15 protein-coding genes are annotated in these 23,574 nt (G+C 61.0%); 7 read left to right on the forward strand and 8 right to left on the reverse strand.

What is annotated here, in order from left to right; genetic code table 11:
- Positions 1-6 precede the first annotated feature (6 nt).
- Positions 7-981, reverse strand: a complete 975-nt coding sequence (locus tag ACNA0I_RS25215) for a tripartite tricarboxylate transporter substrate binding protein (RefSeq protein WP_415808772.1) — start codon at positions 979-981, stop codon at positions 7-9.
- Positions 982-1,306: 325 nt separating this feature from the next.
- Between ACNA0I_RS25215 and garD the strand changes: the two genes are divergently transcribed.
- Both garD and ACNA0I_RS25225 read left to right on the forward strand, forming a co-directional pair.
- Positions 1,307-2,917 (forward strand): galactarate dehydratase, encoded by a 1,611-nt coding sequence (gene garD, locus ACNA0I_RS25220; protein WP_415808773.1) that lies wholly within the window; start codon positions 1,307-1,309, stop codon positions 2,915-2,917.
- Between the two features lie 218 nt (positions 2,918-3,135).
- Complete coding sequence (locus ACNA0I_RS25225) at positions 3,136-3,585, forward strand: hypothetical protein (RefSeq protein ID WP_415808774.1); 450 nt, start codon at positions 3,136-3,138, stop codon at positions 3,583-3,585.
- Between the two features lie 210 nt (positions 3,586-3,795).
- Here the strand turns inward: ACNA0I_RS25225 and ACNA0I_RS25230 are convergent, their stop codons facing one another.
- The 3 genes from ACNA0I_RS25230 to ACNA0I_RS25240 all read right to left on the reverse strand — a co-directional run bounded on the left by ACNA0I_RS25230 (position 3,796) and on the right by ACNA0I_RS25240 (position 7,641).
- Positions 3,796-5,127: an extracellular solute-binding protein gene (locus tag ACNA0I_RS25230; RefSeq protein ID WP_415808775.1), complete on the reverse strand. Its 1,332-nt coding sequence runs from the start codon at positions 5,125-5,127 to the stop codon at positions 3,796-3,798.
- Complete coding sequence (locus tag ACNA0I_RS25235) at positions 5,124-6,389, reverse strand: D-amino acid dehydrogenase (protein WP_415808776.1); 1,266 nt, start codon at positions 6,387-6,389, stop codon at positions 5,124-5,126. The genes ACNA0I_RS25230 and ACNA0I_RS25235 overlap by 4 nt, the downstream gene beginning before the upstream one ends.
- Positions 6,390-6,594: 205 nt before the next feature.
- Positions 6,595-7,641, reverse strand: coding sequence for a CDP-6-deoxy-delta-3,4-glucoseen reductase (locus ACNA0I_RS25240; RefSeq protein ID WP_415808777.1), 1,047 nt, complete (start codon positions 7,639-7,641; stop codon positions 6,595-6,597).
- 218 nt (positions 7,642-7,859) lie between these two features.
- Here ACNA0I_RS25240 and sugE point away from each other — a divergent pair, with 218 nt between their 5' ends.
- The gene (gene sugE / locus ACNA0I_RS25245) at positions 7,860-8,174 is read left to right on the forward strand and encodes a quaternary ammonium compound efflux SMR transporter SugE (RefSeq protein WP_415808778.1); all 315 of its coding nucleotides are present in this window, start codon (positions 7,860-7,862) and stop codon (positions 8,172-8,174) included.
- On the opposite strand, the gene ACNA0I_RS25250 is transcribed toward sugE, so the two are convergent.
- The 3 genes from ACNA0I_RS25250 to ACNA0I_RS25260 form a co-directional block, all read right to left on the reverse strand.
- A complete protein-coding gene (locus ACNA0I_RS25250) occupies positions 8,171-9,109 on the reverse strand; it encodes a dihydrodipicolinate synthase family protein (RefSeq protein ID WP_415808779.1) in 939 nt (312 codons plus the stop codon). The genes sugE and ACNA0I_RS25250 overlap by 4 nt on opposite strands.
- Before the next feature lie 233 nt (positions 9,110-9,342).
- A complete protein-coding gene (gene parC, locus ACNA0I_RS25255; protein WP_415808780.1) occupies positions 9,343-11,661 on the reverse strand; it encodes a DNA topoisomerase IV subunit A in 2,319 nt (772 codons plus the stop codon).
- A 160-nt stretch (positions 11,662-11,821) separates the two neighbouring features.
- On the reverse strand, positions 11,822-13,783 hold the full coding sequence (locus tag ACNA0I_RS25260; RefSeq protein ID WP_415808781.1) for a DNA topoisomerase IV subunit B: 1,962 nt from the start codon (positions 13,781-13,783) through the stop codon (positions 11,822-11,824).
- 310 nt (positions 13,784-14,093) lie between these two features.
- On the opposite strand from ACNA0I_RS25260, the gene trxA reads away from it, so the two are divergent.
- Both trxA and rho read left to right on the forward strand, forming a co-directional pair.
- A complete protein-coding gene (trxA, locus tag ACNA0I_RS25265; protein ID WP_415808782.1) occupies positions 14,094-14,420 on the forward strand; it encodes a thioredoxin TrxA in 327 nt (108 codons plus the stop codon).
- A gap of 117 nt (positions 14,421-14,537) precedes the next feature.
- Positions 14,538-15,794 carry a transcription termination factor Rho gene (gene rho / locus ACNA0I_RS25270; protein WP_415808783.1) on the forward strand — a complete coding sequence of 419 codons (1,257 nt, stop codon included), beginning with the start codon at positions 14,538-14,540 and terminating at the stop codon, positions 15,792-15,794.
- 77 nt (positions 15,795-15,871) lie between these two features.
- Here the strand turns inward: rho and ACNA0I_RS25275 are convergent, their stop codons facing one another.
- Positions 15,872-19,666, reverse strand: a complete 3,795-nt coding sequence (locus ACNA0I_RS25275) for a YhdP family protein (RefSeq protein WP_415808784.1) — start codon at positions 19,664-19,666, stop codon at positions 15,872-15,874.
- Positions 19,667-19,746: 80 nt separating this feature from the next.
- Between ACNA0I_RS25275 and glnE the strand changes: the two genes are divergently transcribed.
- Positions 19,747-22,542 carry a bifunctional [glutamate--ammonia ligase]-adenylyl-L-tyrosine phosphorylase/[glutamate--ammonia-ligase] adenylyltransferase gene (glnE, locus tag ACNA0I_RS25280; protein WP_415808785.1) on the forward strand — a complete coding sequence of 932 codons (2,796 nt, stop codon included), beginning with the start codon at positions 19,747-19,749 and terminating at the stop codon, positions 22,540-22,542.
- A gap of 202 nt (positions 22,543-22,744) precedes the next feature.
- The gene (locus ACNA0I_RS25285) at positions 22,745-23,425 is read left to right on the forward strand and encodes an epoxyqueuosine reductase QueH (protein ID WP_415808786.1); all 681 of its coding nucleotides are present in this window, start codon (positions 22,745-22,747) and stop codon (positions 23,423-23,425) included.
- The last annotated feature ends 149 nt before the right edge of the window (positions 23,426-23,574 follow it).

Raw genomic sequence — 23,574 nt, forward strand, 5'->3', positions numbered from 1 at the left:
CAATCCCTATTCAGGTTTGAGGTTGTTTTCCTTGACGACACGCGCCCATCGAGCCTCTTCCCCCTGGACATAGGTCTCCAGTTCTGCAGGCGCACCGGCAGTGACCTTCAGGCCTTCCTCTTCAATCTTGCTGGCAAACTCCGGCGATGCGGCGGCTTTACGGGCCGATGCATTCAATCGATCGATGACGGGACCCGGTGTCCCTGCGGGGACATACAAGCCGTACCAGCTTTCGACCTGGTAACCCGGCACAGTGGACGCGATCGTCGGTACGCCCTTGAAGGCTGCAGATGGCTCGGCCGTCGTCACCCCGATGGCTCGCAGTTTGCCATTGTCGATAAAGGCAGAAACGGCTGCGGCGGTGGCAAACATCATATCGACCTGACCACCCAATAAATCAGTCAGCGCAGGCCCCGCGCCACGATACGGAACGTGCGTGAGCGAGACTTTCCCCAAATTGGCAAACATCTCGCCCGCCAGGTGCGCAGAGGTGCCGATACCTTGCGAGGCGTATGTCAGTCTTCCTGGATTCGCCTTTGCCGCCTGCAGAATATCGCTGACAGAATGGTAGGGACCGTCTGGACGTACCACCAGGACGTTCGGACCCCGACCGATGAGCATCACGGGCGCAAAGGCTTTGTTGCTGCCGTAAAGGAGTTTCGGCTGCAAAGAGGGATTGACTGCGTGCGCAAAAGACGCGACCACGACGCTATATCCATCAGGAGCGCTGCGGGCCACATTGTCCGTGCCTATCATCGTGCCGGCACCAGGTTTGTTCTCTACGACGACAGGTTGACCGAGGTCTTTGGCCATGCCGGCCGCAAGAGTACGCGCAATCAAATCGGTGCCGCCCCCCGGTGAAAATGGCACAACGAGGCGGATGGGTTTGTCGGGATATGCGGCCAGCGCCGTCGAGATGCAAGCGCTGCCAACGACAGCGACACACGCACGCATCAGCACGCGCTGTAAAAATGACTTCATTCTGACGTCTCCTTGTTTTCGGTTTCTCTGTGGCGATCACCGCAGCGCCCTGCTGTGCGGCAGCCTGAAAGCAAACTGTAGTTCCCGAAACCGAATTTGGGATCCCATGAATTCCACGCAATGGAATATCCTGCCAGCCCCCTCCCTCAAATCCGTTGCGGCAAAATCTCCCTGCTCCGAGATGCGCGACAGGACGGCCTACAGCACAGAGGCCTCTGTGCGCATTTCCCCAGCCCCAAGCATGCACGTTGACGCCAAAAATAGTTAACGTTAACATTCATAACCTCAACGATCATCCCTTTACTCTTCTTCTCAGCCCTTAGGTATGTCGACCTGTACTTCATCCGCTACGGCGGTGGCCTCGCCCGCCACCGACACTCCGCGTGCGATCAGCATGCATCCGAACGACAACGTCGCCATTGTGGCCAACCTGGGCGGTCTCGGCGCCGGGGCTCAATTGCCGAATGGTCCGCAGCTACGCGAGCGCGTCCCGCAAGGCCACAAAGTGGCGCTGACCGACATCGCCGAAGGCGCGGAGGTCCGGCGCTACAACGTCACCATCGGCTACGCGAATCGTGATTTGCCCGCGGGCAGTTGGGTCAATGAAAACGTATTGACGATGCCAGCGGCGCGCGGTCTGGATGATCTGCCGATGGCTACCCACACACCGGCCGCCCTGCCCCCGCTGGAGGGTTATACGTTTGAAGGGTATCGCAATGCCGATGGCACGGTAGGCACGCGCAATCTGCTGGCGATCAGCACCACGGTGCAATGTGTGGCGGGCGTAGTGGAACATGCACTGCAGCGCATTCGCGCTGAACTGCTGCCGCGCTATCCGAATGTGGACGGCGTGGTCGTACTGGAACACGGCTATGGCTGCGGTGTCGCCATCGACGCACCTGACGCGATAGTTCCCATACGCACGCTGCGCAACATCAGCCGCAATCCGAATTTCGGCGGCGAGGTCATGATCGTGAGCCTGGGCTGCGAAAAGCTGCAGCCCGAGCGTTTGATGCCCGCCAACAGTATCCCGATTCAGGCCGATGGCTCGATGAGCCAGGGGCTGGACGTCATGCGGCTGCAAGACGACGAACACGTTGGTTTTCAAGCGATGATCGACGCCATTCTGGCTCAAGCTGTGCCGCATCTGGAACGGCTGAACCGCCGCCGTCGCGAGACATGCCCGGCATCGGATCTGGTCGTAGGTGTGCAGTGCGGGGGCAGCGATGCGTTTTCCGGCGTAACGGCAAATCCCGCGGTAGGGTTCTGCGCAGACCTGCTGGTGCGGGCGGGCGCGACCATCATGTTCTCTGAGACCACAGAGGTGCGTGACAGCGTCGAGCAATTGACTAAACGTGCAGAATCGGTCGAGGTCGCCGAAGCCATCGTGCATGAAATGGCCTGGTATGACGCGTATCTGCAACGCGGACAGGCAGACCGCAGTGCCAACACGTCGCCCGGCAACAAAAAGGGCGGGCTTTCAAACATCGTCGAAAAAGCGATGGGCTCGGTGATCAAATCCGGGACCGCCGCCATCAATGGGGTCTTGAGCCCTGGCGAAAGCCTGCGTGATCGCGGCATCGAAAAGGGCCTAGTTTATGCTGCCACGCCGGCGAGCGATTTTATTTGCGGCGCACTGCAGTTGGCTGCAGGCATGAACCTGCATATCTTCACGACGGGCCGCGGCACGCCTTATGGCCTGGCAGAGGTACCCGTCGTCAAAGTCGCGACTCGCAGCGATCTGGCGCGCCGTTGGCACGATCTGATGGATGTAAATGCCGGACGTATCGCCGATGGCGAGCTGAGCATCGAGGAACTCGGCTGGGAGATGTTCCACCTGCTGTTGGATGTCGCCAGCGGCCGCAAGCAAACCTGGGCGGAACGCTGGAAACTGCACAACGCTCTGGTGCTGTTCAATCCGGGCCCGGTGACTTGATAGGAGTGTCATGCGTGTGGTCCGCTCGCTGCGCGGACCACTACGCGGGGCCTGCCGGAGCCATTGCACCATGGTCCTAAACTAAAGGCCAACTGGCGGTATGCGGAGGCATTGATATCGCGACAGCACGCTGGGATACCTCGGAACACGTCGACAACGACCCCAAGCGGCGCTTGCCTAACGGAAAGGCTTATCCGCCGTGGCACGATACGACCATGATGCTCACCGGCGCCGCCGCGCAGGCGCTGGCGGAGCTGTCACGAGACCGCTGGCACTCGGCGACCACCGCGCATCTGAAGCCAATCCCGGCGAGCGATAGCGACCTATGGCCCGCTGATCTCGCTGTGCAGTTTGAGAACGTCGAGATTGCGATTGCTCGCACCCGTGCCTGTTATCAAGAGCTATCCGAGATCCGGGAAATCGAAGCCCTCTACCTGGACATGATCGCTGCGGCTAAGGATTTCATCTATTTCGAAAATCAATACTTCACGTCCGCCAAAATCGCCGGGGCCATTTCGAGCGCTGTGGATCATTGGTTGATGCCATTGAAGCCTGCCGGAGCACCGGCAAAACACTGGAATTGCTGGATCTCATCAAGCCCAGTGCACTGGACACCTTTATTGCCGACAACGAGATTCTGGATCCGGAAAGCGCTGATGGTTTTCTAGACCCCATTGCCGCGCGAGGACTGCGCAAGCGCTGGATGCAGGGCAAGGCGTGGTGGCAACAACGCGTGCAACGGTGATCGTCTCACCGCCCAGCAAAGCGCTCGCTATCGCAGTCGACACACGGACGCTGGGCCGGTGGTCACAAAAAAAAAACCGTGGCGGTATTAACCGCCACGGCCCGGATGTGACGCGCAAACGTCGCGATGACGATTAGCGTTGCTGCACGATTTTGCGTGCTTGATCCGAGGCGCTGTTCAGCGCGGCCATGGGAGGCGTTTTGCCTTCCAGTGCCTGGCTCAACTCGTTGCTCAAGACAGGCTCGACACGGTCATAGTTGGCCATGCGAAAGCCTCGGCTGGTCGCGCCTGCATCACCTTTCATCGAATCAACCAGAGCCTTGGCGCCGGGGACTTTGTCGTAGAACGACACGTCGGCCGCACGCAATGCCGCATCGGTCAAAGGCAGATAACCGGTTTGCTGATGCCACTCGGCCGCATTGACCGGCTTGGACAACCAGGCCAGGAACTGCGCTGTCGCTTTTTCCTGGTTTTGCGGACGGCCATCGATCGCCCACAACGCGGAGCCGCTGACAAAGGGACGTCCTGCGCTGGGAGTCGCTTGCGGATAGTACGGCAGCGGAGCAACCCCAAACGAGAGATTGCGCGTATGCATGAACGTACCGGCGGAGCCGGACCCCGACATCAGCACGCCGCATTTTCCGTTGGCGAACAACGCATCGCTTTGCGTGCCTTCGGAGTGTTCGGTGAGCAGGAACGAACGCTTCCAGCTGACCATCAACGAGATATGACGCATGTACAAGGTATCGAACTTCAGCACGGGCGCAGCTTTGCTGGCAGCCAGACCGTTGTCGTTCGAGGTGTACAACTGCTTGTTGATGGGCGCCAGGTTTTCCAGATGGACCTGCACCTGGTTGCTGGACGCATAAGGACAATCCAGGTTGGCCACGTCACGCAGCTTGAGCAGGTCGCCTTGCAAGTCAGCCCAGGTACGTGATGGGTTGTTCTGATCCAGCCCGGCCTTTTTGTAGTAGCTCAGGTTGTAGAACATGACCGGCACTTCGGCCATCCACGGAAAGGCCAACAAGCGCCCTTTGCTGTCGCGGACAAAGCTTGAGGTGGACGGCAGGAACCAGTTCAAGTCCTTGATCGGATACTTGGCCAGCAACTGATGCAAAGGCAGAATCGCCTTGTGCTCGGAGACCATCTCGGGCGAGCGGTTGTCCGCCAATTGCACGAGGTTGGGACCGGATTTTTTCTTGATAGCCTCGGTAGCGGCAGCTTGCAGGGCTTTGGTATCCGAGAAGTCGCGTAATTCAACGACGACCTCGTCCTGCTCTTTGTTGTACTTCTTCGTGAGCTTTTCAAATTCGGCTTTGTTGGGGCCGCTCAGGGTATGCCACACCTGAATCTCGACGCCAGCACCGTGCGCGGCTCCTGCGACCGCCATAGCTACGCCGAATACCCAGGTGCGCCGGTTGGCGCCCAATCCACGGGTCAAGCCCGCCAATTGCAATGTCTTCATAGGTTTTGTAGACCAAGAAAAGGAAATTCAGGCTCTGGTTTACGTCCGCTGAGCAGATCGGCCAAAGCCCGACCCGAACCGACACCCATGGTCCAACCCAGCGTGCCATGGCCTGTATTCAGATACAGGTTGGGGATGCGGGTCCGGCCGATGAGCGGCACGTTCGAAGGGGTGGCCGGGCGCAAACCCGACCAATAGCTGACGCCCTCAACATCGAGGGCGCCGGGAAACAATTCACGCGCCAGGCGCGTCAAGGCCTCGCAACGGCCCATATTCAGCGATCGGGAATAGCCGGACAACTCGGCTGTTCCCGCCATGCGCAGGCGATTGCCCAAGCGCGATACGACGACTTTGTGGCTGCTGTCGGTCAGGCTGACAGACGGCGCGCGGGCCGGATCGACGATATCGAACGTCGCGGAATAGCCTTTGGCCGGATACACGTTGCACGGCACACCCAACGGTCGCAGCAGGCGCGGGCTGAAGCTGCCCATCGCCACGACGTAGGCATCGGCCGCCACGCGGGCATAGCGGCCATCGGGCTGGATGACTTCCAGACTCTGTACCTGACCGCCTTCGGTGATCAGGCGGGTCGCGCTGGTTTCGAAACGGAATTCGACGCCTGCGGCTTCGCACCGGCGAGCCAGGCTCGTGGCGAATAAATGCACATCTCCGCTTTCGTCTTCCGGCGTGTAGTCGCCGCCGACGATGGTAGCCCGGCAGGATGCCAGCGCGGGCTCGATGGCAATCACCTCATCAGCGGTGACGACACGGCGCTCGACGCCGAAATCGCGCATCAATCCTGCAGCCCTTTGTGATGTTTCGAACTCGCGTTGATCACGATAGAAATTGAGGATGCCGCGTTCCAGGTGGTCGTAGGTGATCCCCAGCTCAGCACGCATGCCCTGCAAAGTGCTGCGGCTATATTCGGCCAAGCGCACCATGGCGCGGATATTGGGGGCCAAGCGCCCCGGCAGACATTCGCGCAGAAACGCCAAGACCCACGCCCACTGCCGCCAATCGAGTTGGGGACGGAACAACAGCGGCGCATCGTCCTGAAACATCCATTTCAGCAGTTTCAGGGGGGCTTGGGGGTTGGCCCAGGGCTCGGCGTACGACACCGAGATCTGTCCGCCATTGGCCAGGCTGGTTTCCTGCGCTGCGCCGGGGCGACGATCAATCACCACGACGTCATGGCCGGCCTGGCTCAACCACCAGGCGCTGGAAATGCCAATAATGCCGCTACCCAACACCACAACTCTCATGCGCGACTTGCTCCTTGCGCCGCTGGCCGCAGGGTCATGCCCCTGCTGTCGCAGCTTGAATCCGATCAAAGTTTCGTGCCGCAGTGTACAGCGCCAGCGGACCCTCGCCTATGACATAAAAGCAGGGTCGGTATCTATTTACACCCAAAGGTTTCGGTGCGGCTTTTTAGCGACGGTCGTTGCTGGCGCGAGCGGCATTTCTGTCTCAGCCCCCGGCGACGGCCAGATCTGCCTGCGAGGTGAAGGCGTCGGCGTAGAACTCCTCGGCCGGCAAGCCGCACTGGGCCGTGAATTGCCGCCGTGCTGCATCCACCATGGGTGGCGCACCGCAGGCATAAACCTGGTAGCCGGACAGATCCGGCAGGTCCTGCATGACCGCCTCATGGACAAAGCCCGTGCGACCCGCCCAGGCATCCTCGGGTAAACCATCAGACACAACGGGAATGTAACGAAAATCCGGCAAGGTATCGGCCCAGGACTGCGCCAATTCGTTCATGTACAGGTCCCGCGGACGGCGGCCGCCCCAGTACAGTGATACAGGACGTTGAATATTGTGATGTGCCATGTGCTCGACAATCGCCTTGACCGGTGCAAAGCCCGTGCCGCTGGCCAACAGCACGATCGGCTTGTCAGAGTCTTCACGCAGGAAGAATGAGCCGAACGGCCCCTCCAGGCGAAGAATTTCACGGACTTTCATTTGCGTATCGCCCGCACCGAAAACGTGATCCGTAAACACGCCACCCGGCATATGCCGGATATGCAGCTCCAGCGGACTGCCGGTATGCGGCGCGCTCGCCATGGAGTAACTGCGCCGCTTGCCGTCTTTCAGGATGATTTCGACGTATTGTCCTGCGTAATAGCGGAAAGGATCGGCTGCAGGCAGTTGCAGACGCAGCACTGTCACATCCGGTGCGGCCAGGGCCATTTCTTGTACGCGTGCGGGCAGTTTGCGAATCTGGATGTCGCTGGCCAGCCTGACCTCGGTAGACTCAACCACCAGATCAGATTGTGGGTGAGCCTGGCAAAACAGCGTGTAACCCTGGGAGAGCTCCTCGGGCGACAAGATCTGGGCGGGATACTCCCCTGCATCGACTTGGCCGGAGACGACTTTGCCTTTACAGGTAGAGCACGCGCCATTGCGGCAGCTGTAGGGCAGCACGATACCGGCGGCCAAGGCGGCGTCCAGCACGGTCTGGCCGGCCTCGACGGAAAATTGATGCTGGCTGGGTTGAACAGTGACCTGGAAACTCATGTGTACGAATCTTTAGGAAAATGCGTGGCGCCGACACCGTGACTGGGATAGAGGGCCCCTGCCACACGGCGGTCAATTTGCTATTCTATAATCTTTGCTGCGTCGGGACGGCCCGACGCAGCCGCCGGCGCCCCGCCGGCGACCTGCCGGTCGCTTTCCTATCCGGGGACGGCCCCAGTGCCAGCATCTCGCTGGCTATTGAAAAGGGGCTGCACATCATGGCCTGGATCATTCTTGTACTCGCGGGACTTTTTGAGGTCGTCTGGGCCGTCGGCCTGAAATACACCGAGGGTTTTACCCGTCTCGTTCCCTCTGCCGTCACCCTGGTCGGCATGTTGATCAGCTTCTGGCTGCTCTCGCTCGCCATGAAAACGCTACCACTGGGCACCGCCTATGCCATTTGGGTCGGCATAGGCGCGATCGGCGCATTCGTCGCCGGCCTGGTGCTGTTTCACGAGGCGTTGAGCCCCATGCGAGTGATCAGCGTGCTATTGATCGCGGCCGGCTTGATCGGGTTGAAGCTCTCCAGCTAAGCGACGAGCTTTCCTGCGCGGGGATCGTGACGTGCCAGGCGCGTCAGCAGATGATCGACCTCGCTGCGCGCGGCGGGCGTCAGCGCGCCACCGGGACGGCGTTGCGCGGCGCTGGACAGGATGCCTCGCCGCATCATCACGTATTTGCGTACCGCCAGACCAACGCCGGGCTGTTGCTCGTAACGCAGCAGAGGCAGGTGGGCGTCAAAGAGATCGTGCGCCTCTTCTTTTTGGCCCTCGCCGATCATGCGGACGAAATCGCACAGCATGTCGGGAAAACAATATCCCGTGTTGGCGCCGTCCGCGCCGCGATTCATTTCGTAGTCCAGGAACAGGCCGTTATTGCCGCACAGGATCGAGATGTGACGCATGGCACCCTCGGCCTCGTAGCGGCGCAACGTCGAGATCTTTTCGAGGCCTGGCCAGTCCTCGTGTTTCAGCATCACGCATGAGGCCAGATCATCCACGATGCGCTTGATGACTCCAGGCGCCATTTGTACGGAAAAGGTCAGCGGATAGTCTTGCAGCACAAAGGGCACGTCGTCACCGATGGCCTCGACGGCTTGATGGTAGTAATTTACGATCTGGTCGTCGGTACGCAAGGTGTTGGGCGGCGCGATCATGACGCCTGCAGCGCCGCGATCCATGACGGCTCGCGTCAGAGAACGCATCGAGGCGAAGCCCGGCGCGGACACGCCGACGACGATGGGGATGCCAGCGGATTTACCGATGACCTGAGAGGCGATTTCCAGAGACTCGTTGAAATCCAGTTTGGGGGCTTCGCCCAATTGGCCCAACACGGTCAGCCCGGTGGATCCGCAGCCATGATAGAAATCCATCATCCGATCGATGGAGGCATGATCCACGGCGCCATCGTCAAAAAAGGGCGTGGGAGCGATGGGGAATACCCCGCGGGCATCGGCGGTCAGTTTCATTCGGTCATCCTCGACTAGATAAATTGAATTTTTGATTATTGTGACGCATGATGACGAGGAATGAAAACCTGAAAACATTCAGGTATCTGCCGATGCAGCGCACACAAAAACGTAGCTGGTCCAGCATCGTCCGCCACGGAAGTGCTTTGGCGGCGTCAACAAATTGGGCCGCTATCCGAAACAGATAGCAGCCCAATGATCGGGATACATGCCCCCTTAATGCGTGACGTCGACTAGAGCACCGGCGACAGCAGCACCGGCAGCTTGGGCCGCACGTCCAGCGTGCGGCCTTTGCGAGCCCGCTTGCCGATGTACGGCGCCAGGGTCGGGCCAACCAGGATGTCTTCGGTTTGCTTGTTGCGATACACGCCTGTTGCGCGCAACCCGCCTGCCCCGACAGGTACGGCTTGTTCGAGTTTGTCTGCTGCGTCCAGGCCCATCAAGATGGTGCCGCGGCCACCGCCCGACAGGGACTTGACCTCGTCCAACCCAAACACCAGGCACTTGCCCTTGGCCGACAACAACGCCAATTGCTGGGCCCCGGCAAACAACGGGACTGGCCGCAACAACGCATCGCCGTCTTCGAGCGTGATGAATTGCTTACCCGCACGCTGACGCGAGGTCATATCGCTGAGCTTGGCTGCGAAACCAAAACCACGTTGCGTGGCCAGCAGCCAGCGGCTATCCGGAGCCGCCGCGATGCTATGGACGATGCGCGTACCTGGCGACAGATCGATCATCGTGGTGACGGGCTGCCCGTCGCCTCTCGCCGAGGGCAAACCTGAAACTGCGACGGTATATACCCGGCCATTGTCGCCCACCGCGATCAGCATATCCGTGGTGCGGCACTCAAAGGCGCCATACAAATCATCGCCTTGTTTGAAACCAAACTGCGAGGCATCATGGCCATGCCCCTGACGCGCGCGCAACCAGCCTTTTTGCGACACAACGACCGTGACGGGCTCGTCCAGCACCTTGGTTTCCAGCACGGCGCGCTCGGCGGTTTCGATCAAGGTACGGCGATCGTCGCCATATTGCTTCGCGTCGGCCTCGATTTCCTTGATCAGCAGGCGCTTGAGCGAGGACGGGTTATCCAGCAATTCTTGCAGCTTTGCCTGTTCGGCACGTTTGTCAGTCAGCTCCTGCTCGATCTTGAAGCCTTCCAGACGCGCCAATTGCCGCAAGCGCATTTCGAGGATGTCTTCGGCCTGGCGTTCGGACAACGAGAAACGCTGCATCAGCGCCGCCTTGGGCTCGTCGGATTCGCGGATCGTCTGAATGACCTCATCGACATTCAGGTACACGACCATGCGCCCTTCGAGCACATGGATGCGATCCGTGACCTTGTCCAAGCGATGGCGGGTACGACGCACGACCGTATCGGTGCGGAACGCCACCCACTCGGTCAAAATGTCGCGCAGTCCCTTTTGACGCGGACGGCCGTCGGTGCCGATGCACACCAGGTTGATCGGCACACTGCTTTCCATACTGGTCTGCGCGAGCAGCGTATTGACGAACTCATCGCGATCCACGCGCGAGGTCTTGGGCTCGAACACCAGACGTACGGCGGCGTCCTTGCCAGACTCGTCGCGCACGGCGTCCAGCAAGTTCAGCATGACGGCCTTGGACTGCTGCTGGTCGGCCGTCAGGCTCTTTTTACCGGACTTGACCTTCGGGTTGGTGAGCTCTTCGATTTCCTCGAGGACCTTCTGGCAGGACGTGCCGGGAGGCAGTTCGTGCACGACCAGTTGCCACTGGCCGCGCGCCATTTCCTCGAACTGCCAGCGTGCACGCGCCTTGAGCGAGCCGCGGCCGCCCTGGTAGATCTGCGCGATGTCGGCCGCCGGCGTGATGATTTGGCCGCCGCCGGCGAAATCGGGGCCCGGCACCATCGCGTACAACTCGGTATCGGGCAGGCTCGGCTGCTTGATCAACGCCACGCACGCCTGCGCCACCTCGCGCAGGTTGTGCGCCGGGATCTCCGTCGCCATCCCCACGGCGATGCCCGAGGCGCCGTTGAGCAGCATCACCGGCAAACGTGCCGGCAACATTTGCGGCTCTTGTTGGCTGCCGTCATAGTTCGGCGCGAAATCGACGGTGCCCTCGTCAAGCTCGTCGAGCAGCAGACGCGAAAACGGCGTCAAACGCGCTTCGGTATAACGCATCGCGGCGGCATTGTCGCCGTCGCGCGAACCGAAGTTGCCATGGCCATCGATCAGCGGATAGCGCAGCGAGAAATCCTGCGCCATGCGCACCATGGCGTCATACGCCGCCTGGTCGCCGTGCGGGTGATATTTACCCAGCACATCGCCCACCACGCGCGCGGATTTGACCGGTTTGGCGCCGGGGCCCAGGCCCATGTCCTGCATGGCGAAAAGAATACGGCGCTGTACCGGCTTTTGCCCATCGCCCACATCGGGCAAGGCGCGGCCGCGCACCACGGATACGGCGTAGTCCAGATAGGCCTGCTCGGCATAGCGGCCCAGCGTGATGGCCTCTTCGGCCCCGCCGGCGGCTTCGTCAAACAAGCCAGGTTGATTGCTGTCAGTCATGTGTCGTCGAAATTGCTTTGAGGAAAAGCCTCCGCTGCGCTTACGCACTGGCTGCCCTTTTCAGGGCGGATTGTGCAGAACACAGTCCAGGAGGCATTCTTACCGGGTCGGCCAAGGCAGTGTTGATCCATGCAGGTCTAGCTGCCTGATTAGGCCGGAATCAAATATCGAGCTCAGCGAGATTACCCTTTTCCTCGATCCAGGCACGGCGCTGCGATGACTCGCCTTTACCCATCAGCATGTCGAACATGCTGGTGGTGTCCTCGGGGGTCAGTGCACCATAGCCTACGGGCAGCAACCGTCGCGTATCGGGATTCATCGTGGTTTCCCACAACTGCTCTGGATTCATTTCACCCAGCCCTTTGAATCGGCTGATGCTCCATGCGCCCTCGCGCACGCCTTCCTTGAGCAGCTTGTCTTGTGCCGCCTCGAGCTCGCCCTGATCCAGGCAATAGATCTTGCGCGCGGGGCGCTTGCCTTGCGCGGGCACGTCCAGACGGAACAAGGGGGGCTTGGCTACGTATACGTGCCCCGCCTCGACCAGCTTGGGGAAATGACGATAGAACAGCGTCAACAGCAGCACCTGGATGTGCGAGCCGTCCACGTCAGCGTCCGACAGGATGCAGATGCGGCCATAACGCAACCCCGACAAATCCGGCGAATCTTTCGGGCCATGCGGATCCACCCCGATCGCCACGGAAATATCGTGGATTTCGTTATTGGCGAACAGACGATCGCGGTCCACCTCCCAGGAGTTGAGGACCTTGCCACGCAGCGGCAAGATCGCCTGGAATTCCTTGTCGCGGCCCATTTTGGCCGAGCCGCCAGCCGAGTCGCCCTCGACCAGGAACACCTCGGTACGGGTAGCGTCGGAGGACTCGCAATCGGTCAGCTTGCCCGGCAACACCGCCACGCCCGAGCTCTTGCGCTTTTCGACTTTCTGCGCCGAACGCGCACGCGCCTGGGCCTGGCGGATCGCCAGCTCAGCCAATTTCTTGCCGTATTCGACGTTGCTGTGCAGCCAGAGATCGAGCGCGCTTTTCGCGAAGCCTCCGACCAGACGCACTGCGTCGCGGCTGTTCAGACGTTCTTTGATCTGCCCCTGGAATTGCGGGTCGAGGACCTTGGCCGACAGCACGAAACTGGCGCGCGAGAAAACGTCCTCGGGCAACAGCTTGACGCCCTTGGGCAGCAAGCTGTGCAGTTCTGCAAACCCCTTGACCGCCGAGAACAGGCCCTCGCGCAACCCCGACTCGTGCGTGCCGCCTGCCGGCGTGGGAATCAGATTGACGTAGGACTCACGCACCGCATTGCCGTCCTCGGTCCAGGCGACGACCCATTGCGCGCCCTCACCGTCGGCAAAGCTCTCGTGATCGGCGCCGGCATACTGCTGGCCCTCGAAAAACGGCACCATCAGTTCCGAGCCTGACAGCGCCTCGGCCAAGTAGCCGCGCAGACCATCGGTGTATTGCCAGACCTTGGTGTCGCCGGTTTTTTCGTTGATCAGCGTGACTTTCACGCCGGGCAGCAGTACAGCCTTGCTGCGCAGCAGGTGATTCAGCTCGCCCAGTGGGATCTGGGGGCTGTCGAAATATTTGCCGTCGGGCCAGACACGCACGCGGGTGCCGGACTTTTTGCGTCCTGCTTCCGGATACGGCGCCAAGGGCTCGGTCACATCGCCGCCCTGGAAAACCAGACGGTTGGTCGCGCCATCGCGCCAGACGACGACTTCGAGCCGCGTCGCCAGTGCGTTGGTGACGGATACCCCGACGCCGTGCAGGCCACCGGAAAAGGCATAAGCCCCGCCGCCTTGCTTGTCGAATTTGCCCCCGGCGTGCAGCCGCGTAAAGACCAGTTCGACCACCGGCGCGTTTTCTTCGGGGTGCAGGCCGACGGGAATCCCGCGGCCATCGTCCTCGACCGACACACTGCCGTCGGTATGCAGGGTGACCTGGATCTGCTTGCCGTAGCCGGCGAGCGCCTCATCAGCGGCATTGTCGATGACCTCCTGCACGACGTGCAGGGGATTTTCGGTGCGGGTGTACATGCCCGGACGCTGACGCACCGGCTCCAGCCCCTTCAGGACTCGGATGGAGGCTTCGGTGTAACGTGGTGTAGCCAAGTTATCCCCAAGATCTGTGGAAAAAAACCGACATTTTACGGATAAGTCTAGATTTTGCGCGGCCTTAGGTAGGATGCGCACGTCCTGACCAGTCCGAATTCGGTAGGATAAGTAGTTTGCAGGTCAAAGAATGACAGAATGGCGTTGTGCCAGTTTCTGGATTCCGTCGACCACGACGCAACATGCTACACAAAACTGGCAAACCCTGTTGTTTTCAACAGTGGTATGCTTAATGCCTCACCTACCTTTTAGTAGAACAAAAATGGCAGGGGCGTCTGACGCCCATCATGCCGCGGAACCGAGAATCACCATGAGCGAGCAAATCAAGAACGTCAGCGATGCAAGCTTCGATACCGATGTGATCAAATCCGGTCAGCCGGTGCTGGTCGATTACTGGGCGGCCTGGTGTGGCCCCTGCAAGATGATCGCCCCCCTCCTGGAGGAAGTCGCCTCCGAGTACGCCGGCCGCCTGACGGTCGCCAAGCTGAACGTCGACGAAAACCAGGACACCGCCGCCAAATATGGCATCCGTGGCATCCCCACGCTGATGCTGTTCAAGGATGGCCAAGCCGCCGCCACGAAAGTCGGCGCCCTGTCAAAATCGCAATTAACTGCTTTCCTCGACGGCGCGTTGTAATACACTACGTGTTGTAAACACATCGCCGACCTGGTCGGCGCTCCGTCTGAGATTACCGCGCGGGCCCGTCCGTGGCCTGCCGCCAAGACCCTTCTCTACTATCCCCCTTTCACCGCGATGCACCTCAATGAACTGAAGGCGCTGCACGTTTCGCAGTTGCTGGAAATGGCCGCCGGCCTGGAAATCGAAAACGCCAACCGCTTGCGCAAGCAAGAGCTGATGTTCGCCATCATGAAGCGCCGGGCCAAACAAGGCGAGCAGATCTTCGGCGACGGCGTACTGGAAGTCCTGCCCGACGGCTTTGGCTTTCTGCGTTCTCCCGAGACCTCGTACCTGGCCAGCACCGACGACATCTATATTTCGCCGTCACAGATCCGCCGTTTCAACCTGCACACCGGCGACTCCATCGAGGGCGAGGTCCGCACGCCGAAAGACGGCGAGCGTTACTTTGCCCTGGTCAAAGTCGACAAGGTCAACGGCTCGGCCCCCGAAGCGATCAAGCATCGCATCATGTTCGAGAACCTGACGCCGCTGCACCCGAATCAGCCGATGCGTCTGGAACGCGACATCAAGAGCGAAGAAAACCTGACCGGCCGGATCATGGACATCTTTGCCCCCATCGGCAAAGGCCAGCGCGGTCTGATCGTCGCCAGCCCCAAATCGGGCAAGACCGTGATGATGCAGCACATCGCGCACGCCATCACGACCAATTACCCCGAAGCCGTCATGATCGTCCTGCTGGTCGACGAACGGCCCGAGGAAGTCACCGAGATGCAGCGCACGGTGCGCGGCGAAGTCGTCGCATCGACCTTTGACGAGCCCGCCACCCGCCACGTACAAGTCGCGGAAATGGTCATCGAAAAGGCCAAGCGTCTGGTCGAAATGAAAAAAGACGTGGTGATCCTGCTGGACTCCATCACCCGTCTGGCGCGCGCCTACAACACCGTGGTGCCCGCTTCGGGCAAGGTCCTGACCGGTGGTGTCGACGCCAACGCGCTGCAACGCCCCAAGCGTTTCTTCGGCGCTGCGCGCAACCTCGAAGAAGGCGGCTCGCTGACCATCCTGGGTACGGCACTGATCGAAACCGGCAGCCGTATGGACGAAGTCATCTACGAGGAATTCAAGGGCACGGGTAACTCCGAAGTCCACCTCGAGCGCCGTCTGGCCGAAAAACGCGTCTATCCGGCCATCAACCTGAACAAATCCGGCACCCGCCGCGAAGAACTGCTGATCAAACCCGACCTGCTGCAAAAGGTCTGGGTGTTGCGCAAGTTCATCCACGACATGGACGAAATCCAATCGATGGAATTCATCCTGGACAAGATGCGCGCCACCAAGACCAACGCCGAGTTCTTCGACATGATGAAGAAATAAATCCTAGGCATCAGGGTCCGTACGTGGATACGCGGCCCGCCTCAGGTCTGTATCGGGCGCTCTTGCAGCGCCCGTTTTTAATGCTCGACATAGTCATTATTCGGCGAATGATTTGGCACATGCTTCGTCTCTATCGGAGCAACCTTGGGATCATCCCACGATCCCGTCACGGCGTATTCCATTGTCATCGCGCGAGCCAGCGGCTGTTTCAATAACCACTGCGTCACAAACGCGCCGAGCCCGATCAAGGGATTCACCGCCAATGCCGTCACGACGGCCGCCCCGCTGGCATCCAGATTGGGAATCACGACCGCTTTCATGTTCCACTGCTCGGCGATGATGTCGGTATCGCCGGCCAATACAATCGTCGCCACCGGGCCGTTGAGCTTATAACCCTCGGTGTGCGCGATACCGCGGCTCAAGGCCATATCCCCCCGGATCGTGTCGAACGGGAAACCGTCGCGCCAGGCATCGGCTGGATTCGCCTCCAGCTTGGCCAAGCGCTGCAATGATTGCAAGGACAGCAATTCCAGCAAACGGGCGCTGCGGGAATTCACATTCAAGAACCGCCCTTTGTCCAGGCTGATCTGCATCTTGCCATCGAGATTGGCCAGATCATGCGTCCAGGGCAGATCGCGCCACGTCAACTTGCCCACGATCGAACCACTGCCGCCGCCCACGTAGTCTTTGTAGCCAATGCGGTCCACAAATGCGCCCAGATCCTTGAATTGGGCCTTGGCATCGACAGTCAGGCCTCGCTGCGCGCCGGTAAGCCGCCAACTGCCCGTCGCATCCAGGGTCGCCGACTCATTGCCGATGTGCAGTTTGTCCAACCGCCACAACTGCCCTCTTTCCAGATTGGTTCCCAAGACCTCGAGCTTGCCGACATCGCGGCCATACAAGGAAAATTGGTCGGCCTGCAGATCGATTGCCGGGATATCGGACAGGTCATCGTCGGGGGTCGGCCTGTCCTTGACGGGCATGCTGGTGGCCACGTCCGAATCCCCTCCCAAGGCCAGATGCTTGAGCCGCGCAATCACGCGCCCGGCAATCGCGCCTGAAGCCTCCTGCCAGGATAGCGAACCGGCCGCCTGCTTGGAATTCAGCGACACCTGCCACTGCGTGGGCTGCGGGCGCGTGGCGGCCAGCGTCAAACTGTCCAGCGACCAGCCCGCCACCTGCAGACGCTGCGTATTCACATTGATCTGGTTCAGTATCGGCAGCGCATCCGAACGCGCCGCCGCGTCTTTATCCCTATCGGCCTTCTTGCCGACCCCGGCCTCATCGGTCACCTGCTGCCAGGCATCCAGATCCAATTCCGGCATTTGGATATCGACCAGCATCCCCGGGACCGCAGGCAGGACAGCGGGCCGGCTGACACCCAGCGCGCCGCGTGCGAAGTAACTGCCGCGAGAGGCGCGGTCATGCTCCAGCAACAAAGCGATATCCGATCCGACCTTCACCGACAATTGATCGCGCTTGCCGCTATCGGCTGCACTCGACGCACCCCAACTCGCTTTCAGCGGCAACGCAGCCGTTTTCGTCTTGCCAAGCGGTGCGGGCAGGTCGATCGCCATCCCAGCCAGGTCCGAATCAATATCCAGATCCAGTATCCCGCCCGGCCCATAGCCGACATGCCCGCGATACGACGTCTGGCCCGCAAGGCGTTCCATGAGAGGGTTGCGTATCCATTGCGCCAGTCCCGAGGCCGGTAGCGTTCCTTCGACAAGCAACGCGTCCTGGCGCTGCTCCAGTTTGCCGCTGATACGTGCCTGGCCGCCCAGAAACTGCGTGCGCAGCGTATCGACCCGCAATCCACGCTCGGAGAACATCAGTTCGCCCTGCAATTCCCGCAACATCGGCATTTGCGGCACAAAACGGAAATCATTGTCCGCGAACACGATCCGTCCATCCACCTTGGTGTCTTCCGCGTTCAACAGCGGCACCTCGAGCTTCAGCGGCACCCGCCAATTGCCGGTGCCTTCGGCGGTATCAAGAATGCCGTCCAACAACTGTCCCAATTGATAATGGTTTGCCAGCGCCATATAGGCGGGCACGGCCCCGGAGATCTCACCATCGAGATGCAGCGTCGACGCGTGCTCCATGTCGGGAATCGTGGCCCTCACCGCCCCGATCGTCAGCGTATGGTCATCACCGATATGCGCGATCGCTCCGCCCGGCGTATCCAGCGACAGGCTGACTTTATCCACGGCAAAGTTACCCGAGACATTTTCCAGCCGCGGCCAGCCCTTGTTCCGACCGTGCGGCGGCGCATAGTCGACGATCGCCCCGCTGTAGGCGCCCGCAATACGAAACTGGCCATGATCCTCTTTGTCCTCAAAGGGAAATTCGTCCAGGTCGCCTTTCACCGTCACTGAAGCATCGCGGATGTGTCCCGCAGGCAGGCCACGCGCCAGCCATTCACGCGCATCGGCGTTCACGGTCAAAGGCAGGTATTTGTGAATCGCCGACATACTGCCGCGAGCCAGGTTTCCCTGGAAATCCGCGGTGCCCGCGATGGTCTTGCCCTGCCCGATCCAGCGCCCATTCAGACGGGCATCCAGATCCTCATTGGCGAGGTCAAACTGCCTGACGTCGACCACCAATGGCTGCTGCGAGGGATGACGCACAGTCGCATCCAGACGCACCGTATCGGCCTGTAGCAAGGCGGGATCGAATGTCTCGGGCAGATTGGCCTGCAGGCCGGTCAACTCAGCCCGGACGGTCATCCCCGCCTCCTCTGCCGCGGAAGCCAGCGGCACGCCGTCCCACTGCACGACGCTGCCTGGAGGCCCTTGCAGATGGAAAGTGCCAGACTCCAGGCGCAACGCCCGCGTCGGTCCGGATGGAAAAGCATGTCCATCAGCTACCTGTGCCGTCTGGGTTTTCGTGCCGGAGGCCGACGTCGCCGTGGAACGCTCGATGGCCCCGGATGCAGAGGTGGAAGACGTCGCCGACGCCTCGCCGCCGGATTGCGATGGCGAGAGCGTTGCACTCGCATCATCGGTCGCGTGCCATCGCACCTCGCGCAATGCCGCATCGGCCGTGAGATCGGTGATCTTTCCCTCATCCAGGGTCAACCAGGCACGCGCTGCCCCTCGACCCGACACGGCCGGCACGGAAAGCCAGGGTGTCCAGGCCTCGGGTTCAGCATCCTTGATTTCCGCATAGAGCTCTCCCGTCCAACGGGGCGCCCCCACCTGCAGAGGATTGCGATGAACGTTGCCACGCACCATCACCTCACCTGCCAGGGTGGCAGGCGGCTCTGCCGATAAAGCAAAGCGGTGAGACAGCAATCCGTTGTAAAGCCGCAGACTGACGTTGCGCAACGCCACATCGGGAGCCTGCCGCAGTTCATCCTGCCAGTGCACTGTCGCGCCAACCAACGCCAGATCACGTTGATTCGCCAACCAGCGCACCAACGGGGAGCGGTCATGCTCACTGTCCGTATCGGTATTGAGATCGATCGATTGGCCTGCGATCCACAAATGATCTGTCGCGTCGCGACGAACCCATAATTCCGGCCCATCCACCCGCAGGCTGAGCAAACGCGGCGACAACACCAGTACGCTGCGCCAGCCCAACACGGCCGAGACCGTCGGCAAGGTCAACACCGGCTCGTTGTCCGAGCCGTACACCACCAACGACGTTAAGCGCAGACTCGGATTCAGGCCGCGCCAATCCGCTCTCAGCTCGCCAATCTGCACGCGCGCGCCCAGGGCATCGCTGGCATAGGCCTCAATGCGGGGACGCCACTGATCGATATTGGGCAGGATCCAATATCGCAAGCCGAGCAGCGCAGCGGCCGCGGCAATATATATGGCGAAACCGGTCCAGAATAGACAACGGAAGACTTTGGCGATTAACGACACAGAGCAGTGGGCAGAAAGAACTTCTTGGGGTATCGTCCCCTTATACCTGAAACGCGTCTTTCCGTCTGCACTCCCCTCCCATGTCTGCCTCTCTGCTCGCCCCCGCCCTGGCCTGGTCCGGTTATCTGCGCCGCCGTGTCGATACCCATCCCGATCTGGCTGCCTGGCTGGAAGTCGCCAGCCATCACCCCGTCACGCCGAATGTGCTGGCCGCCTGGCAAGCAGAACTGGCAGGCGCCGAGGCCTCGGCCGTCCTGCCGGTCCCGCAATGCCGGGAGGTCCTGCGCAAACTGCGCGAACGCGTGTTCACGACGTTGATGGTGCGCGACCTGGCGGGCCAGGCCACATTGGAAGAAGTCGTAGGCGCCATGACGGCCCTCGCAGATCTGGCGGTGGCCATCACGTATCGCAGCGTCGCAGCAGAACTGGCTGAGACCCACGGCATCCCGCGCGATCCCGCCACCGGGGCTCCTCAGGAGATGCTGATCCTCGGCATGGGCAAGCTCGGCGGCGGCGAGTTGAACGTCTCATCAGATATCGATCTGATCATGCTGTATGGCGAAGAAGGGGAAACCGATGGCCCCCGCCGCATCAGCCATCACGAGTTCTATGGGCGTCTCACGCGCCGCATGATGCCTGTGCTGTCAGAGGCCGACGCCCACGGCCAGGTGTTTCGCACCGACCTGCGCCTGCGCCCCGACGGCGACTCCGGCCCACCCGCGTGGAGCCTGGATGCGCTCGAACACTATCTCGTCGCCCAAGGCCGCGAGTGGGAGCGCTATGCCTGGCTCAAGGCGCGCTTGATTCCGGCGCAGGCCTTTCCCGATAGCGACTCCACCGCACAAGCCCGCCAGCTCGAAAGCCTGCGTGTACCCTTTGTCTATCGGAAATATTTCGACTTCGATGCCCTGGCATCATTACGCGCCCTGCGCGAACGCATCCGCCAGGACTGGCAGCGCCGCGCCTTGGCGCGCAACGGCGTCGACAGCGCCAACAACATCAAACTCGGTGACGGCGGCATTCGCGAAATCGAATTCGTCGTGCAATTATTCCAGCTCATCCGCGGCGGCCGCATGCCTGCCCTGCAGCGGCGCGGCCTGTTGCAGGCCCTGCACGCCGAACGCGATGCCGGCCTGATCAGCACCGACGACGCACAACGACTGGAAAACGCCTACCGCTTTCTGCGCCGCGTCGAGCACACCCTGCAGTATCGCGAAGACGAGCAAACCCACCTATTGCCGGGCGATACCGAACAACGCGCTCGTCTGGCCAACGCCCTCGGCCTGGGCAGCGAGGAATTCGAACGCACGTTGACGGAACACAGGACCTTTGTAGAACAGACATTTCGCAACGCTTTCCGTCTGGCCGGCATGGGCGACACCGACGATCAGCCCGCAACCGCCTCCAGGCTCGACCACGCCCAGGATGCCAAGTCATCATCCCATGACGACGAACACGATGCGGAAAGCCGCCTGGCAGAACAAATCAAGCAGGCCTTCGGCGAGGATGCCGACGACCTGCTGCGCCGTGCCGAATCCCTGTTGAACGGCCCGCGCGTACGCACCCTGCCGGAGAGCAGCCGGCGCCGCCTCGAAACGCTGCTGCCTGCCGCCATCGAGGCCGCCCAGCAGACGTCAGCGCCGCAACAGGCTGCCGTGCGCTTACTCGACCTGATCGAAACCATCGCACAGCGCAGTGCCTATCTGGCTTTGCTGGCCGAATTCCCGGACACACTGGCTCGGGTGGCCCGCATGGTGGCTGCCAGCCCATGGGCGGCTCAATACCTGACGCAGCATCCGTTGCTGCTGGACAGCCTGATCGATTGGCGCACCCTATTCCAGCCGCTGGATTTTGCGCAGATCGCGCGTCAACTCTCTGCCGACCTCGACGCCTGCAAGCTGCCCGACGGAGAGCCGGATATCGAGCGGCAGATGAACCTGATGCGCGACGTCCAACGCCAGGCCAGCTTCCAATTACTGGCCCAGGACCTCGAAGGCGAACTCACTGTCGAAGCGCTCGGCGACCAGCTATCCGCCCTGGCCGACATGCTGCTGGCCGAAACCATTCACCGCGTCTGGCCGCTGGTGAACAAAAAACCCGGCGCCGCGCCGCAGTTCGCCATCATTGCCTACGGCAAACTCGGCGGCAAAGAACTGGGCTACGCCTCCGACCTGGATTTGGTGTTCCTCTTTGACGACCCGCGTGACGACGCCGCCGAGGTCTACGCCAAACTGGGCCGCCGCATGACGTCATGGCTCTCCACCATGACGTCGTCGGGCCGTCTGTACGAAACCGACCTGCGCTTGCGGCCCGATGGCGATGCCGGGCTCTTGGCCGTGTCCGTCGAAGCCTTTGAACAATACCAGTTGAAACACGCCTGGGCCTGGGAACATCAGGCATTGACCCGCGCCCGCTATGCCGCCGGCGACACCAGCATCGGCGCCCACTTCGAGCGCATTCGCGCCGACGTCCTCGTCCAACCCCGCGACACCACCGCCCTACGCGACGAAGTCCTCGCCATGCGCGACAAAATCAGCGCCGGGCATCCCAACCAGAGCGGCGATTTCGATTTGAAACACGATCGCGGGGGCATGGTCGACGTGGAATTCGTCACCCAGTATCTGGTGCTCTGCCACGCAGCCACCCATCGGGTGCTGGTCAACAACCTGGGCAACATCGCGCTGTTGCGCCTGGCCAGCGAGGCAGGCCTGATCCCCGCCGACCTCGCCCAACTCGCAGGCGACGCGTATCGCACCTTGCGACGCACACAACACCAACTACGTCTGCAAGGCGTCGAAAAAGCCCGCGTGCCCCAGGATCGATTGATCGACGAGCGCGCGGCCGTCACGGCGCTGTGGAACACGGTACTGGGATAACGGCGGCAACGCTGGCCGGGAACCGCCGGACAGCGTCGAGTTTCGAGGCGCTCCTGGAAGAAACGGCCCTGTTCCGTCTTGGAGCCGACCTCGCGCTGGCCACGCGGCATGCCTTGGAGACAGACACGCCACGCCAGAGCCCTATGGGGCACTCGCAAATCATCGTAAAATAAGGGTTTTTACCGCCATACCCCTGCCTGCCATGTCTGAATTCGTGCGTCCCAAACTCGAACTGCCCACCGGCCGCCGCAAGGTGCTGATGCACTCGTGCTGCGCGCCCTGTTCCGGCGAAGTCATGGAAGCCATGCAGGCATCGGGCATCGATTATTCGATTTTCTTCTACAACCCCAATATCCATCCCGTCAAAGAATACGAGATCCGCAAGCAGGAAAACATCCGCTTTGCCGAGCAACACGGCATCGAATTCATCGATGCCGATTACGACATGGATAACTGGTTCGACCGAGTCAAAGGCCTGGAAAACTCGCCCGAACGCGGTGAACGCTGCACCGTCTGTTTCGACATGCGGTTCGAGCGCACGGCGTTGTATGCACACGAACACGGCTTCGATACGATCACCAGCTCACTGGGGATTTCGCGCTGGAAAGACATGAACCAGATCAACGGCTGCGGCGAGCGTGCAGCGGGCCGTTATGACGATCTGGTCTACTGGACATACAACTGGCGCAAGGGCGGCGGATCTCAGCGCATGATCGAGATTTCCAAGCGGGAAAACTTCTATCAGCAGGAATACTGCGGATGCGTGTATTCACTGCGCGACACGAACCGGCATCGGCGCTCTCAGGGGCGGGACCGGATTCATATCGGCGTAAAGTTTTACGGCAAAGAAGAGATTGTCGATCTGACTACGTTGAAAGATTGATTGCGTAGTCATTATTTGCTGGCATACAGAGTCTCTATTTAGACGTTCCTGTCGGGGGGCAGAAAGCCGCACCGGGCCTATCGCACGGACTCGCCCCATGANCAGGGGGCTCGGTCCGCTGCGCGGACTNAATCCGCGCTCTACGGCCC

The sequence above is a fragment of the Bordetella muralis genome (assembly GCF_965139205.1).
Classification (GTDB): Bacteria; Pseudomonadota; Gammaproteobacteria; order Burkholderiales; family Burkholderiaceae_B; genus Bordetella_A; species Bordetella_A muralis.

Bases quoted from the DNA above. Each gene is read 5' to 3' on its own strand.
- garD (WP_415808773.1), top strand. From the start codon at position 1,307: ATGTCGACCTGTACTTCATCCGCTACGGCGGTGGCCTCGCCCGCCACC.
- trxA (WP_415808782.1), top strand. From the start codon at position 14,094: ATGAGCGAGCAAATCAAGAACGTCAGCGATGCAAGCTTCGATACCGAT.
- ACNA0I_RS25225 (WP_415808774.1), top strand. From the start codon at position 3,136: ATGCTCACCGGCGCCGCCGCGCAGGCGCTGGCGGAGCTGTCACGAGAC.
- sugE (WP_415808778.1), top strand. From the start codon at position 7,860: ATGGCCTGGATCATTCTTGTACTCGCGGGACTTTTTGAGGTCGTCTGG.
- ACNA0I_RS25215 (WP_415808772.1), bottom strand. From the start codon at position 981: ATGAAGTCATTTTTACAGCGCGTGCTGATGCGTGCGTGTGTCGCTGTC.
- parC (WP_415808780.1), bottom strand. From the start codon at position 11,661: ATGACTGACAGCAATCAACCTGGCTTGTTTGACGAAGCCGCCGGCGGG.
- ACNA0I_RS25235 (WP_415808776.1), bottom strand. From the start codon at position 6,389: ATGAGAGTTGTGGTGTTGGGTAGCGGCATTATTGGCATTTCCAGCGCC.
- ACNA0I_RS25230 (WP_415808775.1), bottom strand. From the start codon at position 5,127: ATGAAGACATTGCAATTGGCGGGCTTGACCCGTGGATTGGGCGCCAAC.
- glnE (WP_415808785.1), top strand. From the start codon at position 19,747: ATGTCTGCCTCTCTGCTCGCCCCCGCCCTGGCCTGGTCCGGTTATCTG.
- ACNA0I_RS25240 (WP_415808777.1), bottom strand. From the start codon at position 7,641: ATGAGTTTCCAGGTCACTGTTCAACCCAGCCAGCATCAATTTTCCGTC.
- rho (WP_415808783.1), top strand. From the start codon at position 14,538: ATGCACCTCAATGAACTGAAGGCGCTGCACGTTTCGCAGTTGCTGGAA.
- ACNA0I_RS25250 (WP_415808779.1), bottom strand. From the start codon at position 9,109: ATGAAACTGACCGCCGATGCCCGCGGGGTATTCCCCATCGCTCCCACG.
- ACNA0I_RS25285 (WP_415808786.1), top strand. From the start codon at position 22,745: ATGTCTGAATTCGTGCGTCCCAAACTCGAACTGCCCACCGGCCGCCGC.